Source organism: Microbacterium sediminicola (assembly GCF_039531125.1).
In the GTDB taxonomy this organism is placed as follows: domain Bacteria; phylum Actinomycetota; class Actinomycetes; order Actinomycetales; family Microbacteriaceae; genus Microbacterium; species Microbacterium sediminicola.
Genome location: NZ_BAAAPL010000001.1, coordinates 199041 through 214268, shown reverse-complemented (window position 1 = coordinate 214268; position 15228 = coordinate 199041). Strand labels below are relative to the sequence as shown.

Annotated in this window: 14 protein-coding genes; 9 read left to right on the top strand and 5 right to left on the bottom strand. The window is 69.8% G+C overall.

Going from position 1 to position 15228, the window contains the following annotated elements; genetic code table 11:
- The first annotated feature begins 15 nt into the window (after positions 1-15).
- The 5 genes from ABD206_RS00890 to ABD206_RS00870 are packed head-to-tail and all read left to right on the top strand — an operon-like array spanning position 16 to position 4916.
- On the top strand, positions 16-1539 hold the full coding sequence (locus tag ABD206_RS00890; protein WP_344067926.1) for a family 20 glycosylhydrolase: 1524 nt from the start codon (positions 16-18) through the stop codon (positions 1537-1539).
- Complete coding sequence (gene nagA, locus ABD206_RS00885; RefSeq protein WP_344067924.1) at positions 1532-2734, top strand: N-acetylglucosamine-6-phosphate deacetylase; 1203 nt, start codon at positions 1532-1534, stop codon at positions 2732-2734. Before ABD206_RS00890 ends, nagA begins: the two co-directional genes overlap by 8 nt.
- A 9-nt stretch (positions 2735-2743) precedes the next feature.
- Positions 2744-3121, top strand: coding sequence for a YrdB family protein (locus ABD206_RS00880; RefSeq protein WP_344067922.1), 378 nt, complete (start codon positions 2744-2746; stop codon positions 3119-3121).
- Between the two features lie 14 nt (positions 3122-3135).
- A complete protein-coding gene (locus ABD206_RS00875) occupies positions 3136-4521 on the top strand; it encodes an FAD-binding oxidoreductase (RefSeq protein WP_344067920.1) in 1386 nt (461 codons plus the stop codon).
- Complete coding sequence (locus ABD206_RS00870; RefSeq protein ID WP_344067918.1) at positions 4518-4916, top strand: NUDIX hydrolase; 399 nt, start codon at positions 4518-4520, stop codon at positions 4914-4916. The genes ABD206_RS00875 and ABD206_RS00870 overlap by 4 nt, the downstream gene beginning before the upstream one ends.
- Before the next feature lie 6 nt (positions 4917-4922).
- On the opposite strand, the gene ABD206_RS00865 is transcribed toward ABD206_RS00870, so the two are convergent.
- Positions 4923-5867 carry an AraC family transcriptional regulator gene (locus ABD206_RS00865; protein ID WP_344067916.1) on the bottom strand — a complete coding sequence of 315 codons (945 nt, stop codon included), beginning with the start codon at positions 5865-5867 and terminating at the stop codon, positions 4923-4925.
- A gap of 172 nt (positions 5868-6039) precedes the next feature.
- On the opposite strand from ABD206_RS00865, the gene ABD206_RS00860 reads away from it, so the two are divergent.
- The 4 genes from ABD206_RS00860 to ABD206_RS00845 all read left to right on the top strand — a co-directional run bounded on the left by ABD206_RS00860 (position 6040) and on the right by ABD206_RS00845 (position 11348).
- Positions 6040-7494: an aldehyde dehydrogenase family protein gene (locus ABD206_RS00860; protein ID WP_344067914.1), complete on the top strand. Its 1455-nt coding sequence runs from the start codon at positions 6040-6042 to the stop codon at positions 7492-7494.
- A 34-nt stretch (positions 7495-7528) separates the two neighbouring features.
- Positions 7529-8662 carry a sugar ABC transporter substrate-binding protein gene (locus ABD206_RS00855; RefSeq protein WP_344067912.1) on the top strand — a complete coding sequence of 378 codons (1134 nt, stop codon included), beginning with the start codon at positions 7529-7531 and terminating at the stop codon, positions 8660-8662.
- Positions 8663-8730: 68 nt separating this feature from the next.
- Positions 8731-10278 carry a sugar ABC transporter ATP-binding protein gene (locus tag ABD206_RS00850; protein ID WP_344067910.1) on the top strand — a complete coding sequence of 516 codons (1548 nt, stop codon included), beginning with the start codon at positions 8731-8733 and terminating at the stop codon, positions 10276-10278.
- On the top strand, positions 10275-11348 hold the full coding sequence (locus tag ABD206_RS00845) for an ABC transporter permease (protein WP_344067908.1): 1074 nt from the start codon (positions 10275-10277) through the stop codon (positions 11346-11348). Before ABD206_RS00850 ends, ABD206_RS00845 begins: the two co-directional genes overlap by 4 nt.
- Before the next feature lie 100 nt (positions 11349-11448).
- Here the strand turns inward: ABD206_RS00845 and ABD206_RS00840 are convergent, their stop codons facing one another.
- From ABD206_RS00840 to ABD206_RS00825, 4 genes are read right to left on the bottom strand one after another with little or no spacing between them, the layout of a single operon-like run.
- A complete protein-coding gene (locus ABD206_RS00840; protein WP_344067906.1) occupies positions 11449-12228 on the bottom strand; it encodes a glucosamine-6-phosphate deaminase in 780 nt (259 codons plus the stop codon).
- Positions 12221-13150, bottom strand: coding sequence for an ROK family protein (locus tag ABD206_RS00835; protein WP_344067904.1), 930 nt, complete (start codon positions 13148-13150; stop codon positions 12221-12223). The genes ABD206_RS00840 and ABD206_RS00835 overlap by 8 nt, the downstream gene beginning before the upstream one ends.
- A 43-nt stretch (positions 13151-13193) precedes the next feature.
- Positions 13194-14153 carry a carbohydrate ABC transporter permease gene (locus tag ABD206_RS00830; RefSeq protein ID WP_344067902.1) on the bottom strand — a complete coding sequence of 320 codons (960 nt, stop codon included), beginning with the start codon at positions 14151-14153 and terminating at the stop codon, positions 13194-13196.
- Positions 14150-15130, bottom strand: coding sequence for a carbohydrate ABC transporter permease (locus ABD206_RS00825; RefSeq protein ID WP_344067900.1), 981 nt, complete (start codon positions 15128-15130; stop codon positions 14150-14152). The genes ABD206_RS00830 and ABD206_RS00825 overlap by 4 nt, the downstream gene beginning before the upstream one ends.
- Positions 15131-15228: the final 98 nt, after the last annotated feature.

Here is a 15228-nt window from a genome sequence, read left to right as displayed (position 1 = left end):
TTACTGAAGGTGCCGATGACCGTCGACAGCCGGGAACCTCTCCCGCTCGTGCCCGCCCCGACCGTGGCGCGCCACCTCGGAGCGCCGGGGTTCACGCTCAACGGCCGCGTCGCCGTGACAGGGGACGAGGCCGCGGTCGAGACGGTCCGCGGCTTCCTCGCGGCCCGCACGGGCCTGCTCCTGGGGACCGCCGCCGAGGGCGTCGGCATCGAGCTGAGGATCGAACCCGGCGGTGCGCCGGAGTCCTACACGCTCATCTCAGACGCGGGTGGCGTCGCGGTCGCGGGCGCCGACGCGGCGGGGCTCTTCTACGGCATCCACACCCTTATCCAGCTCGTTCGCCGCGACCGCGACAAATGGCTCATCCCCGCCGTACGCATCGAGGATGCCCCGCGCTTCGCGTACCGCGGCGTGATGCTGGATGTCGCACGCCACTTCTTCCCCGTCGAGACCGTCTGCGCCTACATCGACCGCGCGGCCGCGCTGAAGTTCAATCACCTGCACCTGCACCTGAGCGATGACCAAGGGTGGCGGATCGACCTCCCCTCCCGTCCGGAGCTCACCCGGCGGGCGGCGAGCTCGTCGGTCGGGGGCGACCCCGGCGGCTTCTATTCGGCCGAGGACTACGCGCGGATCATTGCCCACGCCGCCGCCCGGCACATGACGGTCGTCCCCGAGATCGACATGCCGGGGCACACGCACGCGGCGGGGATCGCCTACCCCGATCTCGTCGAGACGCCGGTGCTGACCGACCAGATGCGCGCGGATGCCGCGGCGTTCGCCTCCCCGCTGCCTGCGGAGGGCGTGCCGTACACCGGGATCGTCGTCGGGTTCTCCTCGCTGCGGATCGGCGACCCCGCGACCGACGACTTCGTCGCGGATGTCGTGACCGACCTGGCCGCGATGACACCCGGGCCCTACCTCCACATCGGCGGCGACGAGGCGCTCGGCACGGACGCCGCCGACTACGCCGCCTTCCTCGCCCAGGCGACCCGAGCCGTCGCGGCGGCGGGCAAGACGCCGATCGCCTGGCACGAGGCCGGCGCCGCGCCGAGCCTGCACCCCGGCACGATCGGACAGTACTGGGGGTTCGTCAGCCCGACCGGCGACATGGATGCCAAGACCCGCGCGTTCGCCGAGCGCGGCGGTCGCGTCATCCTCTCCCCCGCCGATGCGGTCTACCTCGACATGAAGGACGCCGAGGACTGCCCCCTCGGGCTCACCTGGGCGAACGGGCCGACATCGCTGCACCGCTCCTACGCCTGGGAGCCGGGGAGTGTCATCCCGGGCCTGCCCGAGGAGGCCATCCTCGGTGTCGAGGCACCGCTGTGGACCGAGACGATCGCCACCGCCGCAGACATCGACCGCATGGCGTTCCCCCGCATCGCCGCCGCCGCCGAGGCCGCCTGGTCAGCGCCGCACGCGCGCGACTGGGACTTGTTCCGCGTCCGCCTCGGCGGCCTCACAGCCCTCTGGGACGCCTACGGCATCGGGTTCCACCGCTCCGACGACGTTGATTGGCGGGACGACGATGCGTGAACACCCCGACGCCACCCTCATTCACTCGGCCAGGCTCGTCGCCGATGGGACCAGCACCCCGGACACCTGGGTGCGCTTCGCGCACGGCACCGTGACCGCGATCGGCACCGGCGACTCGTGGATGGCATCCTCGGAGTCCTCCGAGGTCATCGACGCACGCGAGATCGCGGGCGAAGGAGCAATCCTCACCGCTGGTTTCGTCGACATCCACTGCCACGGCGGTGGGAGCGCCAGTTTCGAGGGCGATGACGACGACATCCGCCGGGCGCGCACCCTTCACCGCGCGCACGGCACGACGCGTCAGGTGCTCTCGCTGGTCTCGGCTCCACTCGGGAACCTCGCGGCGCAGGTGGCGCGCATCGCACGGTTGAGCGAGTCGGATGCCGACATCCTCGGCTCCCACCTCGAGGGCCCCTTCCTCGACCCCGGCCACAAGGGCGCCCATGACCCGCGGGCGCTCACGGAGCCGGCACCGGATGCGCTCGCCGCACTGGTCGAGGCAGGCGGGGACACGATCAGGCAGATCACGCTCGCCCCCGAACTTCCGGGCGGCACCGACGCCGTGCGTGCGCTGGCCGAGGCCGGCATCCGCGTGGCCGTCGGGCACACCGACGCCGACCTGCGCACGACCGCGGCCGCCTTCGATGCCGGGGCCTCGATCCTCACCCACGCGTTCAACGCGATGCCCGGCCTCCACCATCGCGAGCCCGGGCCCCTCGGCGCAGCGCTGGCGGACCCGGATGTCACGATCGAGGTCATCGCCGACGGCGTCCATGTGCATCCTGAGCTCATCCGGGTCCTGTTCGCCGCGGCTCCCGAGAGGGTCGCACTCGTGACCGACGCGATGGCGGCCGCCGGGGCAGGCGACGGGCACTACCTGCTGGGCGACCTGTCGGTGGATGTCATCGACGGCGTCGCGCGTTTGCGGGACGGTGGGGCGATCGCAGGCTCCACGCTGACGCAGGACGCGGCGCTGCGACAGGTCGTGTCCGCAGGCGTCGACCTGCCCGCCGCCGTGCAGGCGCTCACAACGACCCCCGCCCGCGCGATCGGTCGTCCCGACCTCGGCACGCTCACCGTCGGATCGCCTGCTGACGCAGTGCTGCTCAGCGCGGACCTCGAGGTGCGCCAGGTGTGGTTCGAGGGGCTCCCCGCCACTCCGGCGGACGTCGGGCCGGCGCGGGGCGCGAACTAGACTTTCCCTATGCCCGACGCCGCCACACCCGCCCCGCAGCCCGCCGGAACCCGCGCTCCCCTGAACGCGGTCGACGTGCTGGCGCTCGTGTGCGAGCTGTTCGCGTTCGGCACGCTGGCGTTCTGGGGGTTCGCCGCGTGGGAGTTCCCGTGGAACATCGTCGCCGGAATCGCCGCACCGGTGGCCGCGATCCTGATGTGGGCGTTCTTCGTCTCGCCGCGCGCGGTGTTCGTCATCCACCCGTTCCTGCGCGCGCTCATCGAACTGCTGATCTACCTGTCCGCAACCATCGCCTGGTGGAGCATGGGCCTGGGCTGGGTCGGCCTCGTCTTCGCCGTAGTCGCCGTGACCATCGGGGTCCTCGCGGGACGCCGCCGCTTCGCATGACAGAGCAGGCGGCCATGGTGGATACAGAGCAGGCGGCCACGGTGGATGTCGTCGCGCAGCTGGTCGCCGCCCTCGGCGACCGCGTCGACGTCTCGGATGCCGCCCGCGACGCCGCGCGCGCGGACAAGTCCGGTCACGCCGCCCCCGGCCGCCCGCTCGCCGTCATCCACGCCGCCTCCGTCGCCGACGTGCAGGCGACCCTGCGCATCGCCCACGCGACCGGCACCCCGGTCGTCACCCGCGGGGCCGGGACGGGGCTGGCCGGCGGCGCGAACGCCGGCGCCGGGGAGATCGCCCTCTCGGTGCGCGGCATGGACCGCATCCTCGAGGTGCGCGCGGATGACGCCATCGCGGTGGTCGAGCCCGGCATCCTGAACGCCGAACTGAACCGGCAGCTGGCGCCCCACGGCCTGTGGTGGGCACCGGACCCCGCCAGCCGCGAGATCGCCTCGGTCGGCGGCAACATCGCCACCGGCGCCGGCGGGCTGCTGTGCGCAAAGTACGGGGTCGTGCGGGATGCCGTACTGGGCGTCGATCTGGTGCTGGCCGACGGGCGCCTGCTGCGCCTCGGACACCGTACGGTCAAGGGCGTCACCGGCCTCGACCTCACCTCCCTCGTCATCGGCTCAGAGGGCACGCTCGGGGTGATCGTCGGCGCGACGCTGAAGCTGCGGCGCCTGGTTCCGGGCGACGTCCACACCATCGCAGCCACCTTCCCCGACGTCGACGCCGCGGCGCGCGCCTGCAGCGCCGTCACCGCTGCGGGTCTGCAGCCCTCGATCATGGAGCTGCTGGACGCCGCATCCCTCGCCGCCATCCACGATCTGCTCGATCTCCCCGCCCCGACACCCGGTGCCGCGCAGCTGACGATGCAGACGGATGGCCCGACGGCAGCCGCCGAGGCCGCCGCGATCACCGAGGTCCTGGCGGCCACCGGCGGCGCGGTGTCCCTCTCGGCCGACCCGGAAGAGGGAGAGCGTCTGCTGCGGATCCGCCGGTCGATGCATCCCGCGATGGAGCGGCTCGGCACCACCCTCATCGAGGATGTCTCGGTGCCGCGCAGCGCTCTGGCGGCGATGTTCGCCGAGATCAGCCGCATCGAGCGCGACTACGACCTGGTCATCCCGACCGTTGCGCACGCCGGCGACGGAAACCTGCACCCGAACTTCGTGTTCGAGGGCACGGAAGTCCCGGATCACGTGTGGCGCGCCGCCGACGAGCTGTTCCAGGCGGCTCTGCGCCTGGGCGGCACCCTCACCGGAGAACACGGCATCGGCGTCCTCAAGCGCCGCTGGCTGGCCGACGAGCTGGGCGAGGACCAGTGGGAGATCCAGCGCCAGATCACCCGCGTCTTCGACCCCACCGGCATCCTCAACCCCGGCAAGGTGTTCGTCTCGTGAGCGGCATCGTGCGGGTGAGCGCCGCCGTCGTGGTCGATGAGGACGGCCGCGCCCTGGTCGTGCGAAAGCGCGGCGCGCGCGTGTTCCAGCAGCCGGGAGGCAAGCCCGACCCGGGCGAGACGCCGCTCGAGACGGTCGTGCGCGAGGTCGCCGAAGAGACCGGCATCCACGCCTCCCCCGCCGACTTCGTGCCGCTCGGACGCTTCAGCGAGGTCGCCGCGAACGAACCGGATCATCAGGTCGTCGCGGACGCGTTCCTGCTGCGGGTGGAGGGCGTCGACGCGACATCCACCAACGAGATCGAAGAGCTGCGCTGGCTGCGGGAAGAGGATGTCGAGCACACCCCGCTCGCGCCCCTCAGCCGCAATCACCTCATCCGCTTCGCCTGGGCCTGACGCACCTCAGGCGCCTACGGCGAGGGGGTGGTCCGACACGTCCAGGGTGGCTCGATAGTCGCGAGGGGTGCACCCGTACGTGCGCGAGAACGCGCGCGTGAACGTTCCGACGTCGCGGAAGCCGCACTCGTACGCGATCGACTCGATGGTGCGCTCACCGGGAGCCTGCAGCAGCTTCTGCGCCGCCGCGAGGCGCTCGGACCGCAAGATCGCAGCCGGGGACTCGCCCACTTCTTCGAACACCTGGTACAGCCGACGCCGGGAGATGAGGTGCAGGCCCGCGACCTGATCCATGTCGATGCCGGACTCACTCGCATGCTCGCGGAAGTAGTCGCGGACCGCGCACCTCAATCCCTCCGATGTGCGCGGAATGCCCGCCCCCTCCCCGAAGGACGCTCGGACCATCACCTCGGTCAGGTCTCGCATCGTGGCGGCGCTCGACTCGGTCACCCCGTCGGTGTGCACCGTCGTCGCGTATGCGAACAGACGACGCACCGGCGCGGCCCCGACCCCTCCCGGAACGCGCAGGCGCTGCATCGCGTCCTCGAGCATCCCGACCGGAAGCGAGAGCGAGGATCGCGAGACCTGCATGATGAACTGCTCCTGGTCGGGAGCGGAGTAGTCCAGGAAATACTGTCTGTCGGTGGCGTACACCGTGACCGACCCCGGACCGACGGACGTCCCCCGCCCCTCCTGGGAGACCAGCCCCGTCGACGACCGCTGCAACGAGATGTGGATGTCGTCGCTGACCGCGCGGTCCGCAAGGCGGGCCGTTCGCTCGGCGCTCGTGCCGCACGTCGTGACCTGCGAGACCGACAAGCCCGAATCGATCGACGTGTGCACCATCCGCCCGCTGAATGCGGACTCGAAACCCGCACAGCGCAACGGCACGAAACACCCGCTCACAACCGCTTCCCAGCCGTCGGCGCTCTCTGCTTCGAGAACAACCACGTTCGCCTCCTGGTGGAAATCGAGCATAGCCGGGCCCGATTGAGACGAAAAGGGAAAAACCGGACGCAGTGCACAAAACGCCGGATGCCGCGCACAAAACGCCGGATGAACGGCTCGCGGGGCCTGCGAACGTCGTAATGCACGACGATGACGACCGCGATGAGGAGAGACGATGACGTTCTTCGCGCAGACCGAGTGGGATGGCCGCGCCTATGTGGGCGGCTGGGTCCACTTCACCCAGACAGCCCCCGTGGTCTCCCCCTCCACCGGAGAGCAGCTCGCTGCCGTCGGCTCGGCCAGCCCCGCGGAGATGATCGATGCGATCGAGCGGGCGGACGCCGCTCAGCGGGCGTGGGCGGGACGCCCCGCGCACGAGCGGGCGGAGATCATGCGGGCGGCAGCCGGCATCCTTGAGGAGCACCGGGCCGAGCTCGAGCGGTGGCTGCGCGATGAGGCGGGCTCCGCGGCCGGCAAGGCGGCGTTCGAGGTCGGGCTGGTGCACGGGGAGCTGCACCATGCGGCCGCCACGGCGATGATGCCGTACGGGCAGCTCCTGACGAGCTCGCACCCCCGGCTGAGCCTCGCGCGACACCGCCCCGTGGGCGTGGTGGGGGTGATCTCGCCCTTCAACTTCCCGGCGATCCTCGCCGCGCGTTCGGTCTTCCCTGCGCTCGCGCTCGGCAACGCCGTCGTGCTCAAGCCCGACCCGCGCACCGCCGTCGCCGGCGGTCTGTTCCTCGCGGCAGTCCTCCGCGAGGCGGGCATCCCCGAGGGCGTCTTCTCCGTCGTCCCCGGCGGGGTGTCGGCCGCCGAAGCCCTCGTCGAGCATCCGGCCGTCCCGGTGATCTCCTTCACCGGCTCGACCGCGGCCGGTCGCGTGATCGGCGAACGCGCCGGACGCCTCCTCAAGCGTGCGCATCTCGAGCTCGGCGGCAACAACGCCATGATCGTCATGCCCGATGTGGATGTCACGGCAGCGGCTTCAGCGGGCGCATGGGGTTCATTCCTGCACCAGGGACAGATCTGCATGACCACCGGTCGTCACCTGGTGCACTCCTCGATCTACGACGAGTACACCGAGACCCTCGCGGCCAAGGCACGCGCGCTTCCGGCGGCCGCCCCCGACACGGGTGCGCCGCTCGGACCGCTCATCGATGCGCGCCAGCTCGCGCACGTGGACAGCATCGTGCAGGCCTCCATCGGCGGCGGTGCCTCACTGCTGGCCGGCGGCACCTACGACGAGCTCTTCTATCAGCCGACGGTGCTGGCCGACGTCACTCCCGAGCACCGGGCCTTCACAGACGAGATCTTCGGGCCCGTCGCCCCGGTGCTCCGCTTCGACGACATCGACGAGGCCGTGGACCTGGTCAATGCGTCCGAATACGGACTGTCGGTCGCGATCTTGGCCAACGACGCGTTCCGGGCGTACGAGCTGTCGGACCAGATCTCCAGCGGCATCATCCACATCAACGACCAGACGGTCGACGACGAACCGCAGGCACCCTTCGGCGGCGTCGGCAGTTCGGGCACGGGCGCCCGCTTCGGCGGGCACGAAGCCAACATCGAGGCCTTCACCGAGACCCAGTGGGTCACGGTGCAATCCCACATCGCGCAGTACCCCTTCTGAAACACACCACAGCAACGAGAAAGGAAGTGCGAGCATGCATAGGAGCACCCTCGCGACTGCGGCAGGCCTGACGGTCGCCGCGCTCACCCTGACCGCCTGCACGAGCGGCGGAAGCACCGAACCGACAACGGCTGACAGCGCTGAGGCCGGAGATGCCGTCGCTCAGGCCTCGGCATTCCTGGCCCCGTGGGACGGAGACGGCAACAAGCAGCTGCTGATCGACGAGCCGCTGAACGAGCCCGTGGCGGAGGGAACACATGTCGTTTACCTCGACGTGGGCACCCCCGTCAGCGCGGTCATGTGGGCGAACCTTCAGACGCCCGCCGAACTGCTCGGCCTGAACCTCGAGCGGGTGGAGGTCGGGCGCGATGCGCAGAGCATCAACTCGGCGATGAACACCGTGGTCGAGCTCGCGCCCGACGGCATCATCAACATCACCCTGGATCCGATCTTCTTCGAGTCCCAGATCGAGGAGCTCGATGCGATGGGCATCCCCATCGCAAGCGGATCGGTCATGAACACCGTCGAGTACGGCCTCCCCGAGGCATTCAACGGTCCGGACTGGATGACGGCCAACGGGGAAGCGCTGGGCGCCGCTGCGATCGCGCGCTCCGGCGGAGCCACCGAGTTCGTCTTCTACAACATTCCGGAATTCCCCTTCTCCGAGTACGAGCAGGCCGGAGCCGCCGACAAGATCGGCGAGCTGTGCCCCGACTGCACGCTGCGTGTCGTCGATATCCCGATCGCGGAGCTCGGGTCCACCGCCGCCGACCGTGTCGTCAGCGACCTGCAGGCGCACCCCGAGACCGAGTACTTCATCGCGGCCGTCGACGAGGTCCAGATCGGTCTGCCCGCCAAGCTCTCGCTCGCCGGAATCGACGTCAAGGGCATCGGCATGTGGACGGCGCCGCCGAACTACGAGCAGATCGCTGCGGGTGAAGAAGACGCCACCCTCTCGGTCGACCTCGGTCTCATGATGTGGACGGTGCTCGACCAGCTCCTGCGCGAGATGCAGGGCCAGGCCTACGAGTGGCCCGACGCTCAGACCCGCGCGGCGAACCTGACGCGCGTGACCACCCAGGCCAACGTCCCCGAGGACCCGGTGCGCGGCTACGTCGCGATCCCGGACTACCAGGAGCAGTTCGCGGCCAACTGGCTCGTCGGCTGAAGCAGATCCCGACACTGGGGTGGGGCCGGATCCTCGGCTCCACCCCTCTCCCTTCCCGAGAGGACCCCATGTCCACGACACCGCAGCAGCCCCTCCTGAGCATTCGCGGGCTCCTGAAGGTCTTCCCCGCCCTCACCGCCCTGGACGAGGTGAGCCTGGATGTCGGCGCCGGCGAGGTCGTGGCCGTCGTCGGTCACAACGGTTCGGGCAAGTCGACCCTCGTGAAGATCCTCGCGGGGGTCTACTCCGCCAACGCGGGCGAGGTGTCGTTGGCGGAAGGGGCGCAGCTGCACTTCATCCACCAGGATCTCGGGCTGATCGCCGAACTGTCGGCAGCCGAGAACCTCGAGCTCGCGAAGGGCACGGGCTCCCGCTCGATCGCACCGACCCACCCTCGCGCCGAGCGGGCGCACACCGACGAGCTCATCGGTCGCTTCGCGCAGCGCTTCGACACCCACACCCCTGTCCGCAACCTCACGACCGCGCAGCGGGCGATCGTCGCCATCGCGCGCGCGCTGGACGGCTGGACCCATTCGTCGAACGTCCTCGTCCTCGACGAGCCGACGGAGTCGCTCCACCGCTCCGAGGTCGACGTTCTCTTCGACGCCGTCCGTCAGGTCGCCGCGCAGGGAACCGGTGTCATCTTCGTCTCCCACCGCCTCGACGAGGTCTTCGAGCTCGCCGACCGCGTGGTCGTCCTTCGCGATGGCAAGAAGGTCGCAGACAGAGCGGTCGACGCACTCGCACATCACGAACTCATCGAGCTGATCGCCGGCACCGAGCTCACGCCGATCGACGACGGCCACACCGCTCTCACCGGACAGGCGGAGCCAGTCCTCACCGCTCGCAGGCTGGGGGGCGGGAGCGTCCAGAGCCTCGACCTGGATGTCGCACCCGGCGAGATCGTCGGCATCGCCGGGGTCCTCGGGTCCGGCCGTGAAGCCGTACCCGGCCTCATCTTCGGCGCAGTGCCCTCGTACTGCGAGGACTTCCGCCTGCACGGCGACGTGTACGACAACCGCACACCGCAGGAGAGCCTGCGGCGGGGCATCGCCTTCGTCCCCGGCGATCGTGCACGCCTGGGCGTGATCCGCGACATGACCGCCCGGGAGAATCTCACGCTGCCGCAGCTGCGCACCCTCACGACGCGGTGGGGCAACATCTCAGCGAAGCGCGAACGGGCCGAGGGGGGCGCACTGCTCGCCGAATACGACGTCAAACCTCCCCGCCTCGAGCAGCGCATCAGCCTCTTCAGCGGCGGCAACCAGCAGAAGATCGTGATCGCGCGGGCACTCCGTGACGCGCCCGCGATCCTCCTGCTCGACGAGCCGACCCAGGGCGTCGACGTCGGCGCCAAGGCCACCATCTACCAGGCGATCCGCGCCGGCGCCCACGGCGGCACCGGCGTCGTCGTCAGCTCGTCGGACGCGAAGGAGCTGGCAGCTCTGTGCCACCGCGTCGTGGTGCTGCGCGACGGCGAGGCCGCGGCCATCCTCAGCGGGGACGACCTCACCGAGCACCGCATCATCGCCGAGGGCTACGGGCTTCCCATCGCCGCACCACCGCCGGCCGCAGCCGGCCCCATCCCCGACACCACCGAGGAGTTCCCGTCGTGAGCAGCCAGCGAGCCGCCATCCTGCACAGCCTGTCGTTTCGCAACATCAGCGCGGTGTACATCTTCATCATCCTGTTCGCCGTCTTCGCGCTGTGGATCCCCGACCGCTTCCTGCAGATCGGCGTATGGCGCTCCCTCCTCGACGCCGAGGCACTGACCGGGTTGGCAGCCCTCGCGGCGCTCATCCCGCTGATCGCCGGATCCCTGAACCTCGCCGTGGGCGCACAGGTCGGGTTCTGCGCGATCACGTCCGCCTGGCTGCTCTCCAAAGCCCAGTTGCCGATCATCATCCAGCTGCCGGCCGTCATCCTCGCCGGGGCGCTGATCGGATTGATCACGGCGCTCGTGATAACGATCCTGAAGGTCGAACCCATCATCGCGACCTTGGGTATGAGTTCGATTCTGCTGGCCGGAATGGCGTGGGTCTCGGGAAGCCAGCAGATCCTCGATCTCGGTCCCGACTACCGCCTGCTGGCGACGACGCAGATCGGCGGGGTGACACTGCCGGTGTACATCCTGATTGCGGTCGCACTTGTCGCCTGGTACGTCCTGGAGCGCACCCCCGCGGGTCGCCGGATGTACGCGGTCGGCTTCAATCCCGACGCCGCACGCCTCGCGGGCATCAACGTCAACAAGATCAAGGTCTGGTCGCTGGTCGCCGGTGGCGCGCTGGCCGCCCTCGCCGGCGCGCTGCTGACCAGCCGCATCAACGCGGGCGATCCGACCGTCGGACCGAGCTTCCTGCTGCCGGCCCTGACAGCCGTATTCCTGGGGTCGACCCAGTTCCGCGGCGGGCGCTTCAACGTCTGGGGAACGATCGTGGCGATGTACGTCCTGGCGGTCGGCATCAAGGGACTGCAGCTGGCGGGCCTGCCCCGCTGGGTCAACGACCTGTTCTACGGCCTGGCGCTGCTCATCGCCGTCGCGCTCTCGCAGTGGGAGAAGACCTCTCGTCGCGGTGCGGCCATCGATCGCACGCTGCGCAGCATCGGCTCAAGCTCCCGCAAGAAGGACAGCGCCTCAGTCCCGCCCCCTCTGCCGACTGACGGATCTGCACAACGCAGGAGTTAACGGGCGAAACAGCTCCAGACTGGCTCGCACCGGGGCATTTCGGCACCCAACTCCTGCATTGTGCCGGGGAGTCCGGGCCAGGATGGACCGAGGGTGTCCCCTACAGCCCCTGCCAGGCCGGCTTGTTGGCGTACGCGTACCGGTAGTAGTCGACGTGGTCGAGCTCGCTCGCAGCCTCTTCGTCGACGATGACGGTCACGTGCGGGTGCAGCTGGATCGCCGACCCCGGCACGGATGCGGTGACCGGGCCCTCGACGGCAGCGGCGAGCGCCGCCGCCTTGCCCGCACCGAACGCGAGAAGTACGAGATGGCGCGCCTCCAGGATCGTCCCGAGGCCCTGCGTGATGCAGTGCATCGGCACCTCCGCCGGCGAAGCGAAGAAGCGGGCATTGTCGTCGCGGGTCTGCGCGGTGAGGGTCTTCACGCGCGTCCGCGAGGCGAACGAGGATCCGGGCTCGTTGAAGCCGATGTGCCCGTCGGTGCCGATGCCGAGGATCTGCAGGTCGACGCCGCCGGCATCCAGGATCGCCGCGTCGTAGAGCTCGCCCGCGTGGGCGATGCGCGCGAGACTCCCGTCGGGGACGCGGACGCGTGCTGGATCCAAGCCGAGCGGCTCGACGACCTCACGGGTGATGACAGAGCGATAGCTCTCGGGGTGGGCCGGATCGAGCCCGACGTACTCGTCGAGCGCGAAGCCGCGCACCTGCGAGACATCCACGCCGTCAAGGCTCGCGCGCAGCGCCTCGTAGACCGGCAGCGGCGTGGACCCGGTGGCAAGGCCCAGCACGAACTCGGGGTTTGCGCGGATACCGCGGGCGATCTCGTCAGCGACGAGCGCACCGGCCTCGGCGCGCGTGGGCATGATGATGACCTCAGCCATGCGTGAGAACCTCTCTTTCCTCCATCGGCGCGGCACCGATGATCGCCGCACCCAACGCCGCCGCCGGCACGCCGGGTGCCAGCAGCTGAACCCGCGCGGCGAGGTCGAGCGAGCTCAGGAACGCGGATGCCGCGGCGCTGCGTTCCAACTCCGCGACGACGTCCCCGCGCAGCCGCTCCCCCAGAGCGCTGATCCCACCGCCGAGCACGACGGTCTCGACATCCGCTGTCAGCACAAGCACGCGGACAGCGGCCGCCACCCCCCGCGCGATACCGACGCGCAGCTCCCGCGCGTCGGAGTTGCCCGCGTCGGCCGCATCGAAGATGTCCCTGATCGGCAGAGCGCCCGGTCGGCCCCAGCGCTGTGCGACCGCGCCACCGCCGGCGAGCGCCTCGATGCAGCCGCTCTGACCGCACCGGCACGTCGGCCCCGCGGGATCCACCGAGAGGTGTCCGATCTCGCCGGCGGCCCCGCGCGCCCCGCGCCAGAGCCCTCGATCGGTGACCACGCCTGCCGCGATGCCGGTTCCGAGGTTGAGGAACGCGGTCGTCTCGACCGCACCCAGCGCGCGCGCTGCCCCCACGGCCGCAGCCTTCACGTCGTTCTCGACCCGGACCTCGGCGCCGAGCGCCCGGCGGACGGCGCCGGCGAGGTCGAGCTCGGCGACGCCGAGGTTCACGGCGTGGGTGACGCGGCCGGTCGCGGCATCCACCTGCCCGGGGATCCCGATACCGATCGAGGCGACCTTCTCGAGCGTGAACCTGCCTTCGCTCAGCAGCGAGTGGACCGCCTGCACGACGGTGTCGACGACGGCGTCCGGCCCCCACCCGGTGGCGGTGCGCACGCGCGCGAGGATCTCGTCGGCCTCGCCCACCGCGACCGCGTCCGTCTTGGTGCCCCCGACATCCAGTCCAAGTCTCATCGCCCGCTCACCTTCTCGGCAGCGGTTGTGGTTCGTGCGCGCATCAGCCCTTGACCGCCCCCGCGACCAGACCACCGGTCATGCGTCCCTGAACGATCAGGAAGAAGATGACGACGGGGATGGCGATCATGGTGGAGCCGGCCATGACCGCTCCCCAGTCCACCGCCCCTCCGACGCTCGAGGACTGGAAGGCATTCAGCCACGGCATGAGCGTGAGGTTGTAGCCGCGCATCATGAGCAGGGCCATCGTGAACTCATTCCACGACTGGATGAACGCGAAGATGCCGGTGGCTACGAGGCCCGGGGCCAGCAGCGGGAAGGTGACCTTCCAGAACGCCTGCGACTTGGTGCAGCCATCGATCATGGCCGCCTCTTCGAGGTCGGCCGGGACTCCTGCGACGAAGCCGCGCAGGGTCCAGATCGTGAAGGGGATCACCGCGGCGGTGTACACGATCCCCAGTCCCACGAGCGTGTTCATCAGGTGCCAGTCGTCGATCATCCCGTAGATCGTGAACATCATCGCCTCACCGGGGATCATCTGGACCACCAGCACCGAGATGATGAACCCGCGACGCCCGCCGAAGTGGAAGCGCGCGACGGCGACGGATGCCAGGAACGCGAACAGCAGCGTCACGATCAGCACTCCGAAGGTGACCAGCATCGTGGTGCCCAGGGCATGCGGGAAGTCGGTCTGACCGGGGGCCGCCTCACGGGTCCACGCGGTGATGAAGTTGTCGAACGTGAGGTGCAGCGGCAGCACGCTGGGCGTGCGCGAGACGATCTCGCTGTTGGGCGTCAGCGCCATGTTCACCATCCAGTAGACGGGGAACACCGAGGCGACGAAGACGATGAGCGCAGCGAGGTTCAGCGCGCCCCTCGAGAGGAGGCGACGGGGGCGCAGGCGCGGACGGTCGGCACGTCCCGGGCGGCGCGTGCCCGGCGCGGGAGCGTCATCCACCCCGACGGTGCCGAACTGGGTGGCGGGTGTGACGATCGTGCTCACAGCTCCTCCTCCTTCAGGGTGGTGCGGACGTAGCCCCATGACAGCGCCAACAGCAGGATGACCATGACGACACCGATCGCGGCAGTTGCGCCGAACTCGCCGACGCCCTGGCGGAACAGGTAGGTGCCGAGGACGTTGGTCTCGGAGGCCAGTCCGCCACGGCTTTGCAGTGCGTAGACCTGCGTGAAGATGCGGAGGTTCCAGATGATCTGGAGCACCAGCACCACGGTCAGGACGCTGCGGAGGTACGGGAAGACGATGAGGCGGAAGCGCGAGAAGCCGTTCGCGCCGTCGAGGGATGCCGCCTCGAGCACTTCGTCGGGGACCTGGCCGAGCGCGGCGTAGGTCGTGAAGGCGACGAAGGGCACGGACTGCCAGACGACGATGATCGTCAGGACGAAGAAGAAGGACCAGGGATTCAACAGCCACGAGTGGTTGGTCCAGTTCGAGGTGCCGGTGAGGGCGTTGAGCATGGCGTTGACCACGCCGTACTCGGTGTCGAAGATCCAGCCCCAGACGACCGTCGCGGTCAGCGGCGGCATCGCCCAGGCCACGAGGAGTCCGACCGAGACGAGGATGCGCCAGGCGCGGCTCAGTCGCACCATCAGGATGGCGACCAGCATCCCGAGGGTCATGTTCAGGATCGTCAGCACGATCATGATGCCGAGGCTTCGCGCGAGGACGGCGGGGAAGTCGGACTGCGCGAACAGGTCGATGTAGTTCTGGAAGCCGACGAAGCTCGGCCACGTGCCCTGCACCTTGTTCTTGACGGTGTAGTCGGTGAACGACTGGATGACCATCAGGACCGCCGGGTAGACGGTCATGACGCCGATGACGATGAGGGCGGGGGTCAACAGACCCCAGGCGGCACGCGCCTCGCGGCGGGCCTTGCGGCGCGTGCGGGCTGCGGGCGCGGCTGCCGGGTTCGGCGTCGGCGCGCCCGATGAGGGAGCCGGTGCGGTGAGGATGTCGGTCACGGTCCCTCCTTTCTACGACGGTTGTGAGTGGGCGGACAGGGGGCCGCCGCGCGGGGTGTCCACGCGGCGGCCCCTGTCATGCATCAGATCGGCGCTGC

What these genes read in the sequence shown, in the direction of transcription:
- ABD206_RS00880 (WP_344067922.1), top strand. Translation starts at nt 2,744, where the DNA reads ATGCCCGACGCCGCCACACCCGCCCCGCAGCCCGCCGGAACCCGCGCT.
- ABD206_RS00850 (WP_344067910.1), top strand. Translation starts at nt 8,731, where the DNA reads ATGTCCACGACACCGCAGCAGCCCCTCCTGAGCATTCGCGGGCTCCTG.
- ABD206_RS00835 (WP_344067904.1), bottom strand. Translation starts at nt 13,150, where the DNA reads ATGAGACTTGGACTGGATGTCGGGGGCACCAAGACGGACGCGGTCGCG.
- ABD206_RS00840 (WP_344067906.1), bottom strand. Translation starts at nt 12,228, where the DNA reads ATGGCTGAGGTCATCATCATGCCCACGCGCGCCGAGGCCGGTGCGCTC.
- ABD206_RS00875 (WP_344067920.1), top strand. Translation starts at nt 3,136, where the DNA reads ATGGTGGATACAGAGCAGGCGGCCACGGTGGATGTCGTCGCGCAGCTG.
- nagA (WP_344067924.1), top strand. Translation starts at nt 1,532, where the DNA reads ATGCGTGAACACCCCGACGCCACCCTCATTCACTCGGCCAGGCTCGTC.
- ABD206_RS00855 (WP_344067912.1), top strand. Translation starts at nt 7,529, where the DNA reads ATGCATAGGAGCACCCTCGCGACTGCGGCAGGCCTGACGGTCGCCGCG.
- ABD206_RS00860 (WP_344067914.1), top strand. Translation starts at nt 6,040, where the DNA reads ATGACGTTCTTCGCGCAGACCGAGTGGGATGGCCGCGCCTATGTGGGC.
- ABD206_RS00890 (WP_344067926.1), top strand. Translation starts at nt 16, where the DNA reads ATGACCGTCGACAGCCGGGAACCTCTCCCGCTCGTGCCCGCCCCGACC.